This is a genomic window from Halomonas caseinilytica, assembly GCF_001662285.1.
In the GTDB taxonomy this organism is placed as follows: domain Bacteria; phylum Pseudomonadota; class Gammaproteobacteria; order Pseudomonadales; family Halomonadaceae; genus Halomonas; species Halomonas caseinilytica.
Genome location: NZ_BDEO01000001.1, coordinates 662,267 through 682,640, shown reverse-complemented (window position 1 = coordinate 682,640; position 20,374 = coordinate 662,267). Strand labels below are relative to the sequence as shown.

The following is a 20,374-nucleotide window of genomic DNA, read 5'->3' as shown; positions in this document are numbered from 1 at the left end:
CACACCGGGCACGGTCTGTGTCAAACGGCGCCATTCCGGCGCCGGATGGCACGAGGATCGACATGCGCATCTGCCTGGTCAGCGAAACCTGGTCACCGGATATCAACGGTGTCGCCCATACCCTGAAGCAACTGAGCACCGAACTGTTGCAACGGGGTTTTACCCTGCAGCTGGTACGCCCTCGCCCGGCCGGCCAGGCGCACGGCGCCGACGGCATGAGTGCCGAACTGCAGGTCAAAGGGTTCTCGATGCCCGGCTATCGCGAAGTCCGCCTAGGCCTGCCGGCGGGTCGTCGCCTGCAACGATTCTGGGCAACGGAGCGTCCCGATGTCATCTACGTGGCCACCGAAGGACCTCTGGGCTGGTCGGCGCTGCGTGCCGCCGAACGTCTCGAGATTCCCGTGGTCAGCGGCTGGCACACCAACTTCGACCATTACTGCCGCGACTATGGCATCGCCTGGCTGTCGCCGTTGGTCACCCGGCGCCTGCGACATTTCCACAATCGCTGTGCCGGCACCTTGGTACCCACCCATCGACAGGCCGAGGAGCTGACGTCGAAGGGATTCGAGAATGTGCGCGTCATGGCCCGCGGCATCGACGGCGAGACATTCTCGCCAGCGCATCGCAGCCCTGAGCTGAGAGCGAGCTGGGACGGTGACGAACACCGCCCTGTGGCGCTCTACGTCGGCCGGCTGGCACCGGAGAAGAATCTCGACCTGCTCCGCGACACCTTCGCCGCCATGCTGGCGGCCCGCCCCGAAATGAGCATCGTGGTGGTCGGCGATGGCCCCGGCAAAAGCAGTCTGGAAAAGGCCCTGCCGGATGTGCGCTTCACCGGCTTCATCGATCCTCAGGGCCTGGCACGTCACTACGCCAGCGCCGACATCTTCATCTTCCCGTCGATTTCCGAAACCTGGGGCAATGTGGTGCTCGAGGCCATGGCCAGTGGCCTGGCTGTCGTCGCCTTCCGCCATGCTGCCGGGGCCGAGTTGATCGACGACGACATCAACGGCGTCAGCCTGCCCGTCGGCGACGAAGACGGCTTCCGTGACGCCGCCGTTACCCTCAGCCAGCAGCCGGCGCGTTACGGCCGGCTGGGCCGAGCGGCTCGCGAGCGGGCATTGCAGTACCGCTGGCCCGCCATCACCGACGACTTCCTCGCCGCACTGAACCTCGCTCGGGAGGTGTCCGATGAAACCACGCATCCCTGCCGTGTTTGAACGGCTCGACCTGCTCGAATGGCAGCTCTGCCAATGGATGGCCGGATTCAGCATCTACCGGCGCTGGCTGGCTACCTTGCGGCTGGCCAGCCGAGCCGGAGACTGGCCTCTCTGGGTCGGCCTGATCCTGTTGCAACCCTTGCTGCACCGGGGCGCGGCAGGCTGGCACCTGATGGTGCAGTACACCGTCACGGCCCTGGTCGCCATTGCCTTCTATCGGCTGGTCAAGACCCGGCTGTGTCGTGAACGGCCGTTCATTACCTTCCATACCATCATCTGCAATGAACCCGCCCGGGACCGCTACAGCTTTCCCAGCGGCCACACCATGCATGCCGTGATGTTCCTGACGCTGACCGCCATGCATACGCCCTGGCTCGCGCCCTGGTTGCTGCCGATCGTGCTGTTGATCGCCATGTCACGCGTCGGGCTCGGCCTGCACTACATCAGCGATGTCATCGCGGGTGCGGCCATCGGCTATGCCTTTGCGCTGGGCAGCCTGCAGTTGGCCGGCTAGGCAGTGGCATGGCATGCTGAAGGCATGTCCCTCCTTGCCCATGGCAGCGGCGGCGAGGTCCTTCTGGAGACGCCGCCGCTGATCCGTTATACGACGCTGCTGGGCGATCCCGACGCCACGACGGTCCTGCATCGTCTCGATGCCGAGCTCGACTGGCAGCGTCCGACCCTCAAGCTCTATGGGCGCGAACACCCGATTCCCCGCCAGCAGGTCTGGATGGGCGATGCCGGCTATCGCTACTCGGGTCGGGACTTCACGCCGGTCCCCTGGCACCCCGAGGTACTCAGGGTCCGCGATATCGTTCAGTCGCGTCTGGACGCCGTCGGCATCGAGGCTCGCTTCAACAGTGTGCTGCTCAACCGTTACGCCGATGGCAGTGAGCGCATGGGATGGCACAGCGACAACGAACCGGAACTCGGCGAAGCCCCCGTGATCGCCGCCGTGAGCCTGGGCATGAATCGTCCTCTGCGTTTCCGCTGGAAGGATCGGCACGCCCCCGCCTTCAACGTCGATCAGCCCCACGACAGCCTGTTGCTGATGGGCGCCGGCGTGCAGTCCCGACTCGAACACAGCCTGCCCACCCGGCGGTACCCTGGACGACGGATCAGCCTGACCTTCCGGTGGATCCTTTCCCGCAACGACTAAAGGCATGCCAAAAGCGCCATGACGAGACCGAGCAGGAAAAACGGCCACCCTCGAAGGTGGCCGTTTTACGTTTCAGAAGCCAGCAGATAGATAACGGTATAAAGTCAGCCGCGATGATAGCCGGGCTGCACGAAGGGCAGCTTGGTCACCGTCATCGGCAGACGCTTGCCACGCACCTCGGCATAGACGACGGTGTCGATGGCCGACTGATCGACGGTCACATAGCCCATGGCCACCGGACGCCCAATGCTGGGACCGAAACCACCGGAACAGACGCTGCCGATCGCGTTGCCTTCGCCATCATACAGCTCGACGCCTTCCCGGACCGGGGCACGCCCTTCCCCCAGCAGGCCAACGCGTTTGCGCTGGTGGTCCTTCTCGGCCACCTGATGCAGGATGAGATCAGCGCCGGGGAATCCACCCGGGCGCTCTCCATCACGACGACGCGGCTTGCCGATGGCCCATATCAGGCCGCCTTCCACCGGGGTCGTCGTCGTATCGATATCGTGACCATAGAGACACAAGCCAGCCTCGAGACGCAGGGAGTCACGTGCCCCCAGGCCGATCGCCTCGACTTCCTCCTCATCCAGCAGACGTCGTGCCAGAGCTTCGGTCTGCTCGGCAGGCACGGATATCTCGAAACCGTCCTCACCGGTATAGCCGCTGCGACTGATCCATACCTCGATGCCTTCGATGGTGAAGCGGCCATGCTGCATGAACACCAGCTCACAAGCCTCGGGGCACAAGCGCTGCATCACCGCCGCCGCTTCAGGCCCTTGCAATGCCAGCAGACCACGGTCCAGCACCTCGATTTCGTGATCGGGCAAGCCTCGCCGCAGATGAGCGATATCCTGCTCCTTGCAGGCAGCGTTCACCACCAGGTAAAGGTGATCACCGGCATTGACGATCATCAGATCGTCGAGAATACCGCCACTTTCCGCCGTGAACAGTCCATAACGCTGTCGGCCGACAGGCAGTCCGATCAGATCTGCCGGCACCAGCGTCTCCAGCGCCTCGGCCGGCTTCGGTCCACGCAACAGCACCTGCCCCATGTGGGAGACGTCGAACAGTCCGCAGGCCCGACGGGTATGCTCGTGTTCCTTCTTGACGCCAAGCGTGTACTGCACGGGCATCGAATACCCCGCAAAAGGCACCATTCGTGCCCCGAGTTCCACATGCAGATCGAAAAGTGGCGTCTTGTGTTGTTCGCTCATCGGTTCGCTAACCTTTCCCATGAAATCGATCGTGAATGGCCGGCATGAAGCCGGCCATATCTCCACGGTCTACTTGTCGAGATCCTCGCCGGGCAGCACTTCCTTGCCGTCGAAGTAGTCCTTCGTCAGCTTGAAGACCACCGGCGACAACAGTGCCAGGGCGACCAGGTTGGGGATCGCCATCATGGCGTTGAAGACGCTGGCCAGCAGCCACACGAAGTTCAACGGCAACACGGCCCCGGCAAAGATCGCCAGGATGTAGACCACCCGGTAGAACTTGATGGCACCCACGCCGAACAGGTACTCGAAGCACTTCTCGCCGTAGAATGCCCAGCCCAGGGTGGTCGTGAAGGCAAACACCGCCAGGGCAAAAGACACCACGTACTGCCCGATGCCCGGGAGGGCGGCCTCGAACGACAGGGAGGTCAGCGCCGCACCGGTTTCCCCCGACGTCCAGGCAGTGGTGAGGATCGCCAGGGCCGTGATGGAGCAGACCACGATGGTATCGATGAAGGTCCCCAGCATGGCGATCAGGCCTTGGCGCACCGGGTTCTTGGTCTGGGCGGCGGCGTGAGCGATGGGCGCACTGCCGAGCCCCGCCTCGTTGGAGAACACCCCGCGCGCCACACCGAACTGGATGGCCTTGGCGACCGCCGCACCGGCAAAGCCGCCCGCAGCGGAAATCGGAGTGAAGGCGTGGGTGAAGATCATGCCCAGGGCCGAGCCGATCTGATCGGCATTGATGATCAGCACCAGCAGACCACAGACGATGTACGCCACCGCCATCACCGGCACCAGCTTTCCCGCCACCTTGGCGATGCGCTTGATGCCACCGAGGATGACCGCACCGGCCAGCACCATGATCACCAGGCCGGTCACCCAATGCGGCAGGCCAATCGACTCGCCGAGGCCATCGGCCACGGAGTTGGACTGTACGGTGTTACCGATGCCGAAGGCGGCCACCGCACCGAACAGGGCGAAGAGCCCGCCGAGCCAGGCCCACTTCTTGCCGAGTCCGTTGCGGATATAGTACATCGGGCCACCGACATGCTCCCCGGCCTCGTCGACCTGGCGATAGCGCACCGCCAGGACTGCCTCGGAGAACTTGGTCGCCATGCCGACCAGGGCCGTGATCCACATCCAGAAGACCGCACCGGGGCCCCCCAGGAAGATGGCCGTTGCAACCCCGGCGATGTTACCGGTCCCGATGGTCGCCGACAGCGATGTCATCAGTGCGTTGAAGGGCGATACCTCGCCGTCCTCCTCGTCGCCTGCCGCTGTCCGGCGACCACCCCACAACAGCCGAAAGCCCATGCCCAACTTGCGGATGGGCAGCAGCTTGAGGCCGAGCTGCAGATAGAGGCCTACCCCCAGCAACAGCACCAGCATCAAGGGGCCCCAGACGACGCCTTCGATCGCCGTCAGTATATTGGTCAAGGTTTCCACGTTTCGTCTCCCTCAGTTTTCTTGTTATGCACCAACGTGCATGATGTTCATGAGCGGCCTGGACCGCGATGATACGAACAGCCGTACCATAGCGAATCCTTCCGTTGGCGCTCCAGTCTCCTATTGGAAAATCTCGGGATTTCTCCTCCCCGCAGGACAACGTATAGTCACCGACCCGCCGAAGCGCTCGATTCGAACACATCGGAGCGAGACGCCATCATGGCGTCGACCGGCCCCAGCGACCGACAGTCTACGAAATAAATTTCCTATAAGAAAACCGCCTGAATTCCCTTCTTGACTTGCCAGCGCCCCGGTTCGCCGTATGGCCGACCGTCCCCATCGCGAGCACTCCCTCCTGCGCTCCCCGGTATGAGCCACCTTTCCTGGAAAGCTGGAAAGGCATCACGCAGCGGGGCGCATATCGAAACCACCCATTACCCCCCCCTCGAGCAGCGGTAGCCATGGGCATTCTCGCGGGGGTTTTCTAAGATGGGGATGGGCATACCCCACGCAACGTGGAGATCGATGCCATCCGGACTCGCCAAACGGTCTCGATGGCGTTAGGATTTCACCCAACTCAGAAAAACTTTTTCGTATAGGAAAACATCATGAGCTCCATCCCCCCCAATCTGCGCTATGCCGAGAGCCACGAGTGGATTCAGGATAACGGCGACGGGACGGTGACCATCGGTATCACCGACCATGCCCAGCAATCCCTGGGTGATGTCGTGTTCGTCGAATTGCCCGAAGTCGGCGCCTCACTTGCCAAGGGCGACGAGTTCGGCGTGGTCGAATCGGTCAAGGCGGCCTCGGACCTGTATGCACCGGTCTCCGGGGAAGTGATCGAGGTCAACGAGTCGCTGGAAGATGCTCCCGAATCCATCAACGAATCCCCTTACGAGGATGCCTGGATCATGAAGGTGCGCCTCGAGGATGGTACCGACCTGGACGATCTGCTCGACGCCGAGGCCTACCAGGCCATCGCCGACGCCGAGGAGTGACGCCACCAGGCCCGGCCCTCCGAGGTCGGGCCTGACCTTGCCTGACAAGCCGCATCGCCCTTGAGCGCAGGCGTTTTTCAGGCAGAGCTCCGCCCTTCCTTTCGTATCCGGCACCCGGTGCCACCACGTCACAGTAGGTATGTCATGGCTTTCGACAAACGCCGCCTGGCCGATCTGGCCAACCACGATGCCTTCCTCCAGCGCCACAATGGCCCCGATGCCGAGGATGTGGCCGCCATGCTGGAAACGCTGGATATGGACGGCATGGGCAGTCTCATCGATCGCACCGTCCCGGCGGGCATCCGCCTCGGGCGGGAACTGGCCCTGGATCCGCCGCGCAGCGAAGCCGAAGCGCTGGACTACCTCTATCGACTGGCCCGACAGAACCGCGTGGCCAAGAGCTATATCGGCCAAGGGTATTACGACACCCTGCTGCCGGCCGTGATCCAGCGCAACGTGCTCGAGAATCCCGGCTGGTACACTGCCTACACGCCCTATCAGCCGGAGATATCCCAGGGACGCTTGGAAGGCCTGCTGAACTTCCAGCAGATGATCATGGACCTCACCGGCATGAGCCTGGCCAATGCCTCTCTGCTCGACGAGGCCACCGCCGCTGCCGAAGCCATGGCGCTCTGCCGGCGCGCCAACAAGAAAGCCAAGACCAATGCCTTCTTCGTCGCCGAGGATGTCTTCCCGCAGACGCTGGATGTGGTCCGCACCCGGGCCCACTACTTCGGTTTCGAGCTGATCGTCGCGCCCGCCGAGCAGTTGGCCGATCACGATGCCTTCGGCGCCCTGCTACAGTATCCCGGCGACAGCGGCCGCGTCCGCGATCTCGCTCCCCTGCTGAGCGCTGCCAAGGAAAAGGGCATCATGACCTGCGTGGCCGCAGACATCATGTCGTTGGTGCTGCTCAAGGAGCCGGGAGCGCTCGGCGCCGACATGGTGGTCGGGTCGGCCCAGCGCTTCGGCGTGCCCATGGGCTTCGGCGGCCCCCACGCCGCCTTCTTCGCCACCTCGGACAAGCTCAAGCGCTCGATTCCGGGCCGTATCATCGGCGTCTCCCGGGACGAACGGGGCCAGACCGCCCTGCGCATGGCGATGCAGACCCGCGAGCAGCACATTCGTCGCGAGAAGGCCACCTCGAACATCTGTACCGCCCAGGCACTGCTGGCCAACATCGCCGGCTTCTATGCCGTCTACCACGGTGCCGAGGGGCTGCGCACCATCGCCGGCCGGATTCACCGGCTGACCACCATCCTGGCCGAAGGACTGCGCCGTGCCGGAGTCAGCCTGGCCAATGACAGCTGGTTCGACACCCTGCGCCTGACCGGCGTGGATGCCGGCAAGATCCATGGTCGCGCCATGGCCCAGGACGTCAACCTGCGCTATTTCGAGGGTGGCGATGTCGGCCTGAGCCTCGACCAGACCACCACCGCCCACGATGTGGCCCAGCTTTTCGATGTGCTGCTCGGCGAGGAACACGGCCTTTCCGTCTCGGTTCTCGACGCCGAGATCGTCGCCGCGGGCACCAGCGGCATTCCCGAGGCCTGCCAGCGTGATTCCGACTTCCTCACTCACCCGACGTTCCAGCGCTACCACAGCGAAACCGAGATGCTGCGCTACCTCAAGCGCCTGGAAAACAAGGATCTGTCACTGGCACATGCCATGATTCCGTTGGGCTCGTGCACCATGAAGCTCAACGCCACCGCCGAGATGATGCCCATCACCTGGCCCGAGCTGGCACGCATCCACCCCTTCGCGCCCAAAGACCAGGTGGCCGGCTACAAGCAGATCATCGACGAGCTGGCCGCCTTCCTCGAAGAGATCACCGGTTACGACCACATCGCCATGCAGCCCAATTCCGGCGCTCAGGGCGAATATGCCGGCCTGGTGGCCATCCGCCGCTACCAGGCGGCCCAGGGCGAGGGCCACCGGAATGTCTGCCTGATCCCCAGCTCGGCCCATGGCACCAACCCGGCCTCGGCCGCCATGGCCCACATGAAGGTCGTGGTGGTCGAGTGCGACGCGGATGGCAATATCGACCTGGCCGATCTGCGCGCCAAGTCCGAGGCACACAGCGACAATCTCTCGGCCATCATGCTCACCTACCCTTCCACCCACGGCGTCTTCGAGGAAGGAGTGCGCGAGGCCTGCGAGATCGTTCACGAGCACGGCGGCCAGGTCTACATCGACGGCGCCAACATGAATGCCCAGGTAGGCCTGGCACGGCCCGGCGACTTCGGCGGCGACGTATCCCACCTCAACCTGCACAAGACATTCTGCATCCCGCACGGTGGAGGCGGCCCGGGCATGGGGCCAATCGGCGTCAAGGCGCACCTGGCCCCGTACGTTCCCAATCACAGCGTCCGCCCGTTGGAAGGCGTCGAGGCCGGCGCCGGTGCGGTGGCGGCGGCCCCCTTCGGCAGCGCCTCGATCCTGCCCATCTCGTGGGCCTACATCAAGATGATGGGCGCCCGCGGGCTGCGCGAGGCCACCGAGCTGGCCATTCTCGGTGCCAACTACATCGCCCGTCGCCTCGGCGAGCACTACCCGGTTCTCTACAAGGGGTCCAACGGCACCGTGGCCCACGAGTGCATCCTCGACGTCCGCCCGCTCAAGGCCGCCTCCGGTATCGGTGAAGAGGACATCGCCAAGCGACTGATGGACTACGGCTTCCATGCGCCGACCATGTCCTTCCCGGTGCCCGGCACCCTGATGATCGAACCCACCGAGTCGGAATCGCGCTATGAGCTGGATCGCTTCTGCGATGCCATGATCAGCATTCGCGAAGAAATCGCCCGCGTCGAATCCGGCGAATGGCCGGCGGACAACAACCCTCTGGTCAGAGCGCCGCACACCATGGCCGATCTGATGGACGATGCCTGGGAACGTCCCTATTCTCGCGAAATCGGCGCCTTCCCTTCCCAGGCCGTCAAGGCGGCCAAATACTGGCCGGCCGTCAACCGGGTCGACAATGTCCAGGGCGATCGACAGCTGATCTGTTCCTGTCCGAGCATCGACGCCTACCGGGATTGAGACGTTCCCATGACACGACGCCCCGCTCGATGGCGGGGCGTCGTCATTTTGGTTTTGGGGATCTCGCTGCCGTCGTCAGTCCGCTTCCCCGCCGCCTTCTCTGGCACCGACCTCCATGGAAGGCTCCCCATGCCCATAGCGCTCGTGGCGCCGGTGGTCACGAAAGGCATCCAGCAGCCGGGTATAGCGTCGCGGCATGCGACTGCCTCGCCGGGTTACCAGATGCAGGGTCTCATGCACCGGTTGCGGCAAGGATAGCTCCTTGACCTGGCGCTGCCAGGGCGAGGTCTCGAGCACCAGACGCGACACCACGGTGAAGCCCAGGCCACGCGCCACGGCATCCAGCACCATGCTCACCTCATTGGTAAAGCCCTGCCGCGGGAAGTGACTCATGGAGCGGAACTCATCCGGGAAATTGCGGCGCAACAGGACATCGGCATGGTTGACGCCGTCCGAGTAGCTGATGAAGCCGATGCCCATCAGATCCGCCAGCCCGGTCCCGGCAAAATCCGCCGGCACCACCAGGCACAGTGGCTCCTGGTGCCAGACCTCGCAGTCCACTTCGGGATGCCGCACAGCTTCAGTGACGATCCCCAGGTCATGACGCCCGGTGAGCACATCGCTGACGATCTCGTGATTGAAGGCAAAGCTGTAACTGACCGTCAACCCGGTATGCATCTGTTGTTGACCAAGGATGAAGGGGTAGAGCATCAAGCCGACACTCCCGGGCGACGCCAACCGGCATTCGCCGCTGTCGAGGCTCTCGTCATCCAGGGAATGGCGGAACTGCTCATGCTCGGCGAACAGCTTGAGCGCGTAGTCGTAGGCACGCCGCCCTGCTTCGGTCAGCGCGAAGCGCCGACCCTGCCGCTCGAGCAGAGAGCGCCCGAGATACTGCTCGAGCTTGCGGACATGCTGGCTGACGCCAGGCTGGGTCATTTCCAGGCGACGCGCCGTCCGAGTGAAACTGCCAGTCTCGACCAGGGTGATGAAAGTGCGAAAGTATTGGGCGTTGAACATGGCGCGTCGCATCGCTGTACGGGAAACAGGCGGTTTCATTCTATCAGTTGGCGGACACGGCCGCAGCGCTGCGCGTCTCGCGAGGCCGTGATAGCATCGATGACATCCAGATCGGCGTTGCCGCGACAGGCAAGGCCCGGGAGACACTCCCGCTCATCATCACCGCGACACGGACGCCCCGAATGGCCGATACCATCTCCAGCACCATCTCGCCGGAAGGCAGCCTGGAAATACTCTCCCAGCAGGAAGTCAACCGTCTGCACGATACTTCACGCAGCGGCTTGCACGAGCTACTGCGCAGCTGCGCCCTGGCGGTCCTCAACTCCGGGAATCCCACCGACGACGGCCTGGCGTTGATGGAGACCTATCCGGATTTCGACATCGAAGTCATCCAGCAGGACCGTGGCGTGCGTCTGAAACTCACCAACGCGCCCGCCGAGGCATTCGTCGATGGCCGCATGATTCGCGGCATTCGGGAGCACCTCTCCTCGGTGCTGCGCGACATCGTCTATGTCTACAACGAGATCCAGACGCATCGCCGCTTCGACCTGAACAGCGCCGAAGGCACCACCAACGCCGTCTTCCATATTCTGCGCAAGGCCGGCACCCTCAAGCCCAGCCGCGACCCGAGCATGGTGGTGTGCTGGGGCGGTCACTCCATCTCCCGTGAAGAGTACGACTACACCAAGCACGTGGGCTACCACCTGGGGCTGCGCGAGCTCGACATCTGCACCGGCTGCGGTCCAGGCGCCATGAAGGGGCCGATGAAGGGAGCCAACGTTGCCCACGCCAAGCAGCGTCGCAGCGAGGGTCGCTACCTCGGCGTTTCCGAACCCGGCATCATCGCTGCCGAGGCGCCCAACCCCATCGTCAACGAACTAGTGGTGATGCCCGACATCGAGAAGCGCCTGGAAGCCTTCGTCCGTCTGGGTCACGGCATCATCGTCTTCCCCGGAGGGGTCGGCACGGCAGAGGAAATCCTCTACCTTCTCGGCATTCTGCTCCATCCGGACAACAGCGACATGGAACTGCCGGTCATCCTCACCGGTCCCGCCGGTTCCGCCGATTACTTCAAGCGCATCGACGAATTCCTGGTCTATACCCTTGGCGAGTCGGTACGCGACCTGTACCGCATCATCATCGACGATCCGGTCGAGGTCGCCCGCGTCATGCGCAAGGGAATCGACAACGTCGGCGAGTACCGGCGTGCCAGACAGGATGCCTTCTACTTCAACTGGCGGCTCACCGTGGCTCGAGACTTCCAGGAACCCTTCGACCCCAATCACGAGACCATGGCGGCTCTGGCCTTGCATCGACAGCAGCCGGTGCATGAGCTGGCCGCCAACCTGCGACGGGCCTTTTCCGGCATCGTCGCCGGCAACGTCAAGGAACGAGGCATTCGTCTCATCGAGGCTCATGGCCCCTTCCGCCTCAGCGCGGAGCCCCAGTTGATGGCGCGCCTGGACGATTTGTTGACCTCCTTTGTCGCCCAGGGACGCATGAAACTCGCCGGCGAATACGTGCCCTGCTATACCCTCGGGTGAAGAGTGAAGAGTGAAGAGCAGGCTAGCCCCAGCGCTCGGGGCGTCAAGGGAGTTCCCCCCTCTTAAGGCGCTTTGCGCCGTTCTTCACTCTTCCAGCGGCGTCAGCCGCTGTCTTCTACCTCCCAGCGGCATCAGTCGCGTCTTACTTCTTCCTCTCCGGGGCTGGCTTCCACCACAACCCCAAGGCATGCAGCAGCAACCCCAGGGTGGCACCATGCGACACCAGCAGCGGCCAGCCACTCCAGGCACCGAACAATGCATGCCAGATGCCCATGACCAACAGGCCGACCACCAGGCAAATCACGAGGCGCCGCATCAGGCCGGGCAGCTCGGCACGCAACGCCGCAGACAATCGCCACCACTGGAAGACGGCCAACGATGCCACGGCGACACCACCGATCGCCATCAAGGCCAGATGGGTATCATGGCCACCGGCCAGGTAACGTGGCACGCTGACCACCATCAGAATCAGTAGCCCCACCAGCAGGCTGCAACGCTCAGGCGAAGCCGCCATGCTCAGGCCACCTTGAGTTGCTGGGACTCGATCCACTCGTCGACCCAGGGCAAGGCAGCGTCGTCGGGCATGAAGGTTTCCATGGCATCCACCTCGAGGCGCTCGCCGAGACGCTCGGCGCCCTGCCCTTGCAGCACCTCATCGAGACTGCGACCGGCGCCGCAGAAGGAGTCCACGTAGGAGCTGTCGCCCATGGCGATCATGCCGTACTTCAGACCGACGAGCCCCGGGCTTTTCGCTTCCAGCTCGCGCACGAAGGCAACGAGGTTGCCCGGATAATCGCCACTGCCGGTGGTCGAGGTACAGAACAGTGCCAGATCCGTCGGCGAGCCGATCAGGTCATCCAATGTCGGCTGATCGAAGATCGACACCTCATAGCCAGCCTGTTCGAATAGGGGCGCGACCTGTTCGGCCACGTCCAGTGCGCCGCCGTATACGGTTCCTACAAAGATCTTGAGCATGGGCATGTCGCGGATTTTGCCTTAAAAAATTCAGCTGGATAGTAACATGTGCGCCGGGATGCCGCACGCTGGCCGCCATGCCCGGGCGCCGGTGATCGCGTAGACTACCGGGCCATCGACGCCAAGGAGCCGACATGCAGAACGCCTTCGAGACCTGGATCACGCCCATCATGATCGGTGGTCTGATGCTGTTCATGGGTTTTGTCATCTGGGATCTGGCCCGAAAGTCCGGGGCGGGCCGCTTCGGCACCATCATGCTATTCGTGGTACTCGGCGCCGGTATGCTGGCTTACCTGATCAAGGTGGTGATCACCTGGTCGCTGGAAAACGGCGCCTTGTAGCCACACACATGACGACGCCGCCACTTCTCCTGGAAGTGGCGGCGTCGCTCGTGGCTCGCTCAGTGCCGTGGCGCCGATTCAGCTCTTGTCGCCGGTATAGGCCTCGACCTGCGACTTGAGCTTCTGGCCGGGACGAAAGGTCACGACCCGACGAGCGGAAATCGGAATCTCCTCCCCCGTCTTGGGATTGCGTCCCGGTCGCTCGCGCTTGTCGCGAAGGTCGAAATTGCCGAACCCGGACAGCTTGACCTGCTCGTTCTCGCGCAAGCAGCCGCGTATCTCCTCGAAGAAGGACTCCACCATGGACTTGGCCTCGCGCTTGGAGAGGCCAAGCTCGGCGTGCAGGTGTTCAGCCAGTTCGGCCTTGGTCAACGCCCCCATGTCGCTTTCCTCACGCTGTGGTGGTCGAGCCAGCCCTTGCTCCAGGTGTCGCTCCGAGGCCTTCATGCGCGTAACTCGGCCCCCAGGTGCAGACGCGATTCCTCGACGATGGCATCGACCAACTGATTGATTTCATCGTCATTTAGCGTGCGCGAAGGATGCTGCCAGGTCAAGCCCAATGCGACGCTCTTTCGCCCTTCCGGCACGCCCTTGCCCTGATAGACATCGAACAGGTGCGCCTCGACCAGCCATTCCCCCGCCTGAGCCCGGAGGGTATCCAGCAAGGCCTGCACCGGCTGCTCGGCATCGACCAGGAAGGCCAGGTCACGCCGCACCTCGGGGAAACGAGACAAAGGCTGGAATGCCGGTATGCGGCCATGGGTCAGGGCATCCAGGCGAACCTCGAAGAGCAACGCATCGACCTTGAGACCGAGGCGAGCACGCACCGCCGGGTGCAGCGTACCGATCCACCCGGCTTCCTGCCCGCGGTACATCACCCGGGCGCATTGACCGGGATGCAAGGCAGGATGTTCACCGGGTTCGAAGCGCCAGACATCCGCCTCGCCGCCCATCTCGATCAAGCTTTCGAGATCCCCCTTGAGATCGAAGAAGTCCACCTTCTCCTTGCCGCCACTCCAACCTTCGGGCTCGCGGCTACCGCAGACCAGCGCGCCGAGCATCGGCACCTGATCGAGGTCATCGAGCTCTCCGCGGAACACCAGGCCCGTCTCGAACAGCCGGACGCGAGTCTGCTGGCGATTCAGGTTATGCTCCAGGGCACGCACCAGGCCCGGGAAAAGGCTGGCACGCATCACCGACAGGTCGCTGGAGATAGGATTGGCCAACACCGGTGACACGGCATCGGGCAACAAGGTCTCCTGCAACTCCGGCGCCACGAAACTGTAGGTCACCGCCTCGAAGTAACCTCGCGAGACCATCCGGTGGCGCAATGCGGCCAGCGGTGTACGCGCTTCGTGATCCGGACGCGGGCCAAGATGGGCACGAGGATGCCGCGCCGGCAGCTTGTTGTAGCCATGAATGCGCGCCACCTCTTCGATGAGGTCTTCCTCGATGGCAATGTCGAAACGCCAGCTCGGCACCCTGGCTCGCCAGCCTTCGTCGCTGGTCTCGACGACCATGCCCAGGCGCTCGAGGATTTCGCTGACTTCCTCGGCAGGCAACACCTTGTCCAGGGCCTGATCCAGCCGCGCGCGTCGCAGCACCACCTCCCGATCGCCAGGCAGTCGCGACGCGTCGGCGACTTCGACCAACGGCCCCGCTTCGCCGCCGGTGATCTGCAGCAACAGGGTCGTGGCGCGCTCGGCGGCCTCCCGGGCCAGCTCGGGATCGACGCCACGCTCGAAACGGTGCGAGGCATCGGTGTGCAGCCCGTAGGTGCGAGCCTGGCCTGCTACTGCCAGGGGCGAGAAGTGAGCCGCCTCGAGGAAGATGTCACGTGTCTCGGCGCTCACGCCCGACTGCTCTCCCCCCATGACACCGGCAATGGCCAAGGGGCCCCGCTCGTCGGCAATGATCAGGGTATCGTCGTTCAGCGTGATGGCCTGCCCGTCGAGCAGCACCAGTTGCTCGCCCTGGCGGGCACGCCGCACGATCACGGCACCATCGAGATTGGCCCGATCGAAGGCGTGCAAGGGTTGGCCCAGCTCGAGCATGACGTAGTTGGTAACATCGACCACCGGATCGATGGAGCGGATACCACTACGGCGCAGGCGCTCGACCATCCATAGCGGCGTCTCGGCCGTGACGTCGACGCCCTTGATCACCCGCCCCAGATAACGCGGGCAGCCTTCGGCGTCCTCGACACGCACCGGGAAGGTGTCATCGTGCACGGGCGTCACCGGCGCGATGCCCGGTCCCTCGACCGGGAGGCGGTTGAGCACGCCGACCTCTCGCGCCATGCCCTGGATGCTCAGGCAATCCCCCCGGTTGGGAGTCAGGTCCACTTCGATGGTGCTGTCATCGAGCGTCATGTAGGCGCGGAAGTCCTCGCCGACCGGTGCCTCCGCGGGCAATACCAGGATACCGTCGGAGGACTCCTCCTCCAGTCCCAGCTCGGAGGCGGAGCAGATCATGCCGCGGGACTCGACACCGCGCAGCTTGGCCTTCTTGATCTTGAAGTCGCCGGGCAGCACGGCGCCGACCCGAGCGAACGCCACCTTCTGCCCGGCCTCGACATTGGGAGCGCCGCAGACGACCTGCAGCCGTTCAGTGCCATCGTCGACCTGGCAGACGTTGAGCTTGTCGGCATCGGGGTGTCTTGCCCGCTCGACCACCTCGGCGACCACCACGCCTTCAAAAGCTGCCGCCACAGGCTCGATGCCGTCGACCTCGAGGCCGGCCATGGTGATCTGATCGGCCAACGCTTGAGTCGCCAACGCCGGAGAAACCCATTCACGCAGCCACTGTTCGGAAAATTTCATGACAAATCCTATCGCTGTGCTCTCTGGGAGCATCGCCATCGGCGACACGGAGACGGGCCGTCGACAGGCCTACGCGGAGCGCTGCCCCCTTCCCTGTGTATCAAGCCTGACGACGATGCTCCCTGGCTGTGTGTACTGGTGACAATCAGGTGAACTGCTGCAGGAAGCGCAGGTCGTTATCGAAGAACAGTCGCAGATCGTTGACGCCATAGCGCAGCATGGCCAGACGCTCAGCCCCCATGCCAAAGGCAAAGCCCGTATAGCGTTCGCTGTCGATGCCGGAGTGATGGAACACTTCCGGATGCACCATGCCGCACCCCATGACTTCCAGCCAGCCGCTCTGGGAACAGACACGGCAGCCGCCCCCGTCACACATCACGCACTGGATATCGACCTCCGCCGAGGGCTCGGTGAAGGGAAAATAGGACGGGCGAAACCGCACGGCCAGATCGTCGCGCTCGAAGAAGGCATGCAGGAAGTCCTGAATCGTGCCCTTCAAGTCGGAAAACCGCACGTCCTCATCGACCAGCAGGCCCTCCACCTGGTGGAACATCGGGGTATGCGTCAGGTCGGAATCGCTGCGGTAGACGCGTCCCGGGCAGACGATGCGAATCGGCGGCTCAGTGCTCTTCATGGTGCGCACCTGCACCGGGGAGGTGTGAGTACGCAGCAGCCGAGTGGCATCGAAGTAGAAGGTATCGGCCATTCCCCGCGCCGGATGATGGGCAGGGATGTTGAGCGCCTCGAAGTTATGATAGTCGTCCTCGATCTCGGGCCCGACCGCCACATCGAAGCCAACATGAGTGAACAGGCTCTCGATGCGCTCCAGGGTCCGAGTCACCGGATGCAGGCCACCGCTGGGCTGGCCTCGCCCGGGCAGCGTGACATCCAGTGCTTCGGCGGCCAGCCGGGCTTCGAGGTCAGCCTTCTCGAGCGCTTGCTTGCGCTCGTCGAGCTCGGCGGCCAATGTCTGCTTGGCCTGGTTGATACGCTCCCCCGCGGCCGGGCGCTCGTCCGCCGGTAGCTGACCCAGGCCCTTGAGCAGCGCGGTGATCTCGCCCTTCTTCCCGAGATAGCGCACACGCAGCTCATCCAGGGCGGCCATGCTGTCGGCGGCCTGGATGGCATCGCGAGCCTCAGCGACCAGAGTGGGAAGGTGGTCCATCCGTTGATGCTCCGAATTCTTGGTCCCGCCATCGCCGACCGATATCCCGCTGTGCGGGCATCGCCGACGCGACCGGGTGTCAAAAAAACAGGGGAAGAGCGGCTGCTCTTCCCCTGCGACGATCATCGGGGCGGCGGTCGCGCCAGGCTGGCGCCGCACCCTCTCGATCCCCTTTACTGGGCAGCCTTGGCCTTCTCGACGATAGCGGCAAACGCTGCCTTCTCGTTGACGGCCAGATCGGCCAGCACCTTGCGATCGATTTCGATCCCGGCCTTCTTCAGGCCGCCGACGAAGCGGCTGTAGGACAGGCCATGCTGACGGGCACCGGCGTTGATGCGCTGGATCCACAGAGCGCGGAACTGACGCTTGCGCTGGCGACGGTCACGATAGGCGTACTGACCGGCCTTGATGACGGCTTGCTTGGCCACGCGAAAGACGCGCGAACGGGCACCGTAGTAGCCCTTGGCCTGCTTGAGGATTTTCTTGTGACGGCGACGTGCGACGACACCACGCTTGACACGAGTCATGGCTTACTCCTGACGTTGAAGAATTGCGACCAAGGGTTACAGGTTCGGCAGCATACGCTGCACGAGCTGCTTGTCGGCGTCGTGGATCTGCTTCATACCACGCAGCTGACGCTTACGCTTGGTGGACTTCTTGGTCAGGATGTGACTACGGAACGACTGCTTGTGCTTGAAGCCGTTGGCCGTCTTCTTGAAGCGCTTGGCAGCGCCGCTGTTGCTCTTGATCTTCGGCATGAGTTGAACTCCGCTCGAGGTTTTTGAGAAAACCCGGGGCCGATGGCGGGCATCACGCCCGCCACCCGTTTGACCGGCCGCCGGATCACTTCTTCTTGGGGGCAATAATCATGATCATCTGACGCCCTTCCATCTTGGGGAAGGATTCGACAGTACCGATCTCCTCGAGATCGGCGGCGATGCGCTCCATCAGCTTGCGACCGATGTCCTGGTGGGCCATCTCGCGACCGCGGAAGCGCAACGTGACCTTGCCCTTGTCGCCACCTTCGAGGAATCGTGTCAGGTTCTTCATCTTGACCTGATAGTCACCCTCGTCGGTGCCAGGCCGGAACTTGACTTCCTTGACCTGGATCTGCTTCTGCTTCTTCTTCTGTGCCGCCTTCTGCTTCTTCTGTTCGAAGACGAACTTGCCGTAATCCATGATCTTGCAGACGATCGGATCGGCATTGGAAATCTGCACGAGATCCATACCGGCCGCCTCGGCACGCTCCAGCGCATCGCGAGTGGCCATGATGCCCAGCTGCTCGCCATCGCTGTCGATCAGGCGCACCTGCTCATCGGTAATTTTCTCGTTCATCGGGGGACGCTTTTCCTGCGGGCGTCCTCTGGGGTTGCTTCTCTTGATGGTTCCGTCTCCACTTCAGTCTTGGAAGATGTCGCTAGCGCCGCTCGGCCTGAATCCGGTCGATGAAGGCATCCACCGTCATGGTGCCGAGATCCTCGCCACTTCGCGAGCGCACGGCTACCGAGTCGGCTTCGACTTCCTTATCTCCCACCACCAGGAGATAGGGGACCTTCTGCAACGTATGCTCGCGGATTTTAAAGCCGATCTTCTCGTTCCTCAAGTCCGCCTTGACTCGCAGGCCGTTTTTCTGCAAGCGCTGCTCGAGAGCCATGGCATAGTCGCGCTGTGCATCGGTGATCGTCAACACCACAACCTGCTGCGGTGCCAGCCACAATGGCATGGCGCCAGCATAGTGCTCGATGAGGATGCCGATGAAGCGCTCCATCGAGCCGACAATGGCCCGGTGCAGCATCACCGGCGAACGTCGCTCCCCATCCTCGGTGACATACTGGGCGCCGAGACGCACCGGCATCATGAAGTCGACCTGCATGGTGCCGACCTGCCATTCACGCCCCAGGCAATCCTTCATGTGGTACTCGATCTTGGGACCATAAAAGGCACCCTCGCCCGGCAGCTCCTCCCAGTCGACGTCACACGTCCGCAGGGCGCCTCGCAGGGCTTCCTCGGCACGATCCCAGACCGCATCGTCGCCAAGGCGCTTCTCGGGGCGCAGAGCGATCTTCACGGCGATGTCCTCGAACCCGAAGTCTTGATAGACCTGCAGCGCCTGACGGTGGAAACTCGTCACCTCCGACTCGATCTGCGCTTCGGTGCAGAAGACATGCCCATCGTCCTGGGTGAAGGCGCGTACCCGCATGATGCCGTGCAAGGCGCCAGAAGGCTCGTTGCGATGGCAGCCGCCGAATTCGCCGTAACGCACCGGCAGTTCACGGTAGCTGCGCAGGCCGGAATTGAAGACCTGCACATGCCCCGGACAGTTCATCGGCTTGAGCGCGTATTCGCGTTTCTCCGACTCGGTGAAGAACATGCCATCGGCATAGTTGTCCCAATGGCCAGACTTCTTCCACAGCGAGACATCCATCACCTGGGGGCAACGGATCTCCTGATAGCCCCCATCCTTGTACACCTGGCGCATGTACTGCTCGACCACTTGCCAGAGCGTCCATCCGCGCGGATGCCAGAATATCATGCCCGGCGCCTCTTCCTGCATGTGGAAGAGATCGAGCTTGCGTGCCAGCTTGCGATGGTCCCGCTTCTCGGCTTCCTCGAGGCGCTTGAGATAGGCCTTGAGCTGCTTCTTGTCTCCCCAGGCGGTGCCGTAGATCCGTGTCAGCATGGGACGTTCGGCATCGCCTCGCCAATAGGCGCCGGCCAGCTTGGTCAGCTTGAAGGCCTTGAGGTGGCGAGTATTGGGAACATGGGGCCCCCGACACATGTCGGTGTATTCCTGGTGGTGATAGAGACGGATCGTCTCCCCCTCCGGAATCTCGCGCACGATTTCCTGTTTGTAGGGTTCGTCGCGATGCAGGAAGGTCAGCATGGCGCGGTCACGGTCGACGTATTCGCGCACGACGTCGTATCCCGTATCGATCAGCGCCTGCATCCGCGCCTCGATGGCCTCGAGATCTTCGGGCGTCACCGAACGACCGAAGTCGATATCGTAGTAGAACCCATCCTCGATCACCGGGCCGATGGCCATCTTGGCATCCGGATAGAGTTGCTTGACCGCATGGCCGATCAAGTGGGCACAGGAGTGACGAATGATCTCCAGTCCTTCGGGGTCGCGGGCGGTGATGATCGACACTTCGGCGTCATGATCGATGATATCCGCAGCGTCCACCAGTTCGCCATCGATGCGCCCGGCGATACAGGCCTTGGCCAGGCCCGTGCCGATGCTCTCGGCCAGCTGCATGATGGTAAGCGGTTCGTCGAAAGGTCTCTGGCTGCCGTCCGGCAGGGTCACGATGGGCATGATGAAGCGATTCCTTGGGCACAGTGGTGATCCATACCAGGGATCACATGTTGCGAGAAGATGGATTGCCTTGAGCGACGCTAGCCTACCAGACGCCCTACCGACGGCGCCA

The 20,374-nt window shown here is 63.2% G+C and carries 19 protein-coding genes; 7 read left to right on the top strand and 12 right to left on the bottom strand.

Annotation, left to right across the window (positions count from 1 at the left end; translation table 11 throughout):
• Nucleotides 1–62 precede the first annotated feature (62 nt).
• The 3 genes from HSDC_RS02940 to HSDC_RS02930 are packed head-to-tail and all read left to right on the top strand — an operon-like array spanning nt 63 to nt 2,379.
• Entirely contained in the window at nt 63–1,220 is a 1,158-nt protein-coding gene (locus tag HSDC_RS02940) for a glycosyltransferase family 4 protein (RefSeq protein ID WP_064698408.1), read from the top strand.
• Nucleotides 1,192–1,734 (top strand): phosphatase PAP2 family protein, encoded by a 543-nt coding sequence (locus HSDC_RS02935; protein WP_064698407.1) that lies wholly within the window; start codon nt 1,192–1,194, stop codon nt 1,732–1,734. Before HSDC_RS02940 ends, HSDC_RS02935 begins: the two co-directional genes overlap by 29 nt.
• A gap of 24 nt (nt 1,735–1,758) precedes the next feature.
• Nucleotides 1,759–2,379 (top strand): alpha-ketoglutarate-dependent dioxygenase AlkB family protein, encoded by a 621-nt coding sequence (locus HSDC_RS02930; RefSeq protein WP_064698406.1) that lies wholly within the window; start codon nt 1,759–1,761, stop codon nt 2,377–2,379.
• Between the two features lie 104 nt (nt 2,380–2,483).
• On the opposite strand, the gene gcvT is transcribed toward HSDC_RS02930, so the two are convergent.
• Both gcvT and HSDC_RS02920 read right to left on the bottom strand, forming a co-directional pair.
• Nucleotides 2,484–3,593 (bottom strand): glycine cleavage system aminomethyltransferase GcvT, encoded by a 1,110-nt coding sequence (gcvT, locus tag HSDC_RS02925; RefSeq protein WP_064698405.1) that lies wholly within the window; start codon nt 3,591–3,593, stop codon nt 2,484–2,486.
• A gap of 69 nt (nt 3,594–3,662) precedes the next feature.
• On the bottom strand, nt 3,663–5,039 hold the full coding sequence (locus HSDC_RS02920; protein WP_064698404.1) for an alanine/glycine:cation symporter family protein: 1,377 nt from the start codon (nt 5,037–5,039) through the stop codon (nt 3,663–3,665).
• Nucleotides 5,040–5,647: 608 nt separating this feature from the next.
• Between HSDC_RS02920 and gcvH the strand changes: the two genes are divergently transcribed.
• Both gcvH and gcvP read left to right on the top strand, forming a co-directional pair.
• The gene (gcvH, locus tag HSDC_RS02915) at nt 5,648–6,040 is read left to right on the top strand and encodes a glycine cleavage system protein GcvH (protein ID WP_064698403.1); all 393 of its coding nucleotides are present in this window, start codon (nt 5,648–5,650) and stop codon (nt 6,038–6,040) included.
• Nucleotides 6,041–6,184: 144 nt separating this feature from the next.
• Entirely contained in the window at nt 6,185–9,079 is a 2,895-nt protein-coding gene (gene gcvP / locus HSDC_RS02910; protein ID WP_064698402.1) for an aminomethyl-transferring glycine dehydrogenase, read from the top strand.
• A gap of 75 nt (nt 9,080–9,154) precedes the next feature.
• Here gcvP and HSDC_RS02905 read toward each other — a convergent pair whose 3' ends face one another.
• The gene (locus tag HSDC_RS02905; RefSeq protein ID WP_064698642.1) at nt 9,155–10,099 is read right to left on the bottom strand and encodes a LysR family transcriptional regulator; all 945 of its coding nucleotides are present in this window, start codon (nt 10,097–10,099) and stop codon (nt 9,155–9,157) included.
• Between the two features lie 182 nt (nt 10,100–10,281).
• On the opposite strand from HSDC_RS02905, the gene ppnN reads away from it, so the two are divergent.
• Nucleotides 10,282–11,643, top strand: a complete 1,362-nt coding sequence (ppnN, locus tag HSDC_RS02900) for a nucleotide 5'-monophosphate nucleosidase PpnN (protein ID WP_064698641.1) — start codon at nt 10,282–10,284, stop codon at nt 11,641–11,643.
• Nucleotides 11,644–11,785: 142 nt separating this feature from the next.
• Here ppnN and HSDC_RS02895 read toward each other — a convergent pair whose 3' ends face one another.
• A complete protein-coding gene (locus tag HSDC_RS02895; protein WP_064698401.1) occupies nt 11,786–12,157 on the bottom strand; it encodes a hypothetical protein in 372 nt (123 codons plus the stop codon).
• A 2-nt stretch (nt 12,158–12,159) separates the two neighbouring features.
• Complete coding sequence (locus HSDC_RS02890; RefSeq protein WP_064698400.1) at nt 12,160–12,624, bottom strand: flavodoxin domain-containing protein; 465 nt, start codon at nt 12,622–12,624, stop codon at nt 12,160–12,162.
• Between the two features lie 128 nt (nt 12,625–12,752).
• Between HSDC_RS02890 and HSDC_RS02885 the strand changes: the two genes are divergently transcribed.
• Nucleotides 12,753–12,959, top strand: coding sequence for a DUF2788 domain-containing protein (locus HSDC_RS02885; RefSeq protein ID WP_064698399.1), 207 nt, complete (start codon nt 12,753–12,755; stop codon nt 12,957–12,959).
• Nucleotides 12,960–13,037: 78 nt separating this feature from the next.
• On the opposite strand, the gene ihfA is transcribed toward HSDC_RS02885, so the two are convergent.
• From ihfA to thrS, 7 genes are all read right to left on the bottom strand, one after another.
• On the bottom strand, nt 13,038–13,340 hold the full coding sequence (ihfA, locus tag HSDC_RS02880; protein WP_064698640.1) for an integration host factor subunit alpha: 303 nt from the start codon (nt 13,338–13,340) through the stop codon (nt 13,038–13,040).
• A gap of 62 nt (nt 13,341–13,402) precedes the next feature.
• Nucleotides 13,403–15,781: a phenylalanine--tRNA ligase subunit beta gene (gene pheT, locus HSDC_RS02875; protein WP_064698398.1), complete on the bottom strand. Its 2,379-nt coding sequence runs from the start codon at nt 15,779–15,781 to the stop codon at nt 13,403–13,405.
• A gap of 145 nt (nt 15,782–15,926) precedes the next feature.
• Entirely contained in the window at nt 15,927–16,946 is a 1,020-nt protein-coding gene (gene pheS, locus HSDC_RS02870; RefSeq protein WP_064698397.1) for a phenylalanine--tRNA ligase subunit alpha, read from the bottom strand.
• Between the two features lie 173 nt (nt 16,947–17,119).
• Nucleotides 17,120–17,473: a 50S ribosomal protein L20 gene (gene rplT / locus HSDC_RS02865; RefSeq protein ID WP_013332273.1), complete on the bottom strand. Its 354-nt coding sequence runs from the start codon at nt 17,471–17,473 to the stop codon at nt 17,120–17,122.
• A gap of 36 nt (nt 17,474–17,509) precedes the next feature.
• Nucleotides 17,510–17,704, bottom strand: a complete 195-nt coding sequence (gene rpmI / locus HSDC_RS02860; protein WP_016854829.1) for a 50S ribosomal protein L35 — start codon at nt 17,702–17,704, stop codon at nt 17,510–17,512.
• Nucleotides 17,705–17,789: 85 nt separating this feature from the next.
• Entirely contained in the window at nt 17,790–18,329 is a 540-nt protein-coding gene (gene infC / locus HSDC_RS02855) for a translation initiation factor IF-3 (RefSeq protein ID WP_073292051.1), read from the bottom strand.
• Between the two features lie 34 nt (nt 18,330–18,363).
• Nucleotides 18,364–20,262, bottom strand: a complete 1,899-nt coding sequence (gene thrS, locus HSDC_RS02850; protein ID WP_064698395.1) for a threonine--tRNA ligase — start codon at nt 20,260–20,262, stop codon at nt 18,364–18,366.
• Between the last annotated feature and the right edge of the window lie 112 nt (nt 20,263–20,374).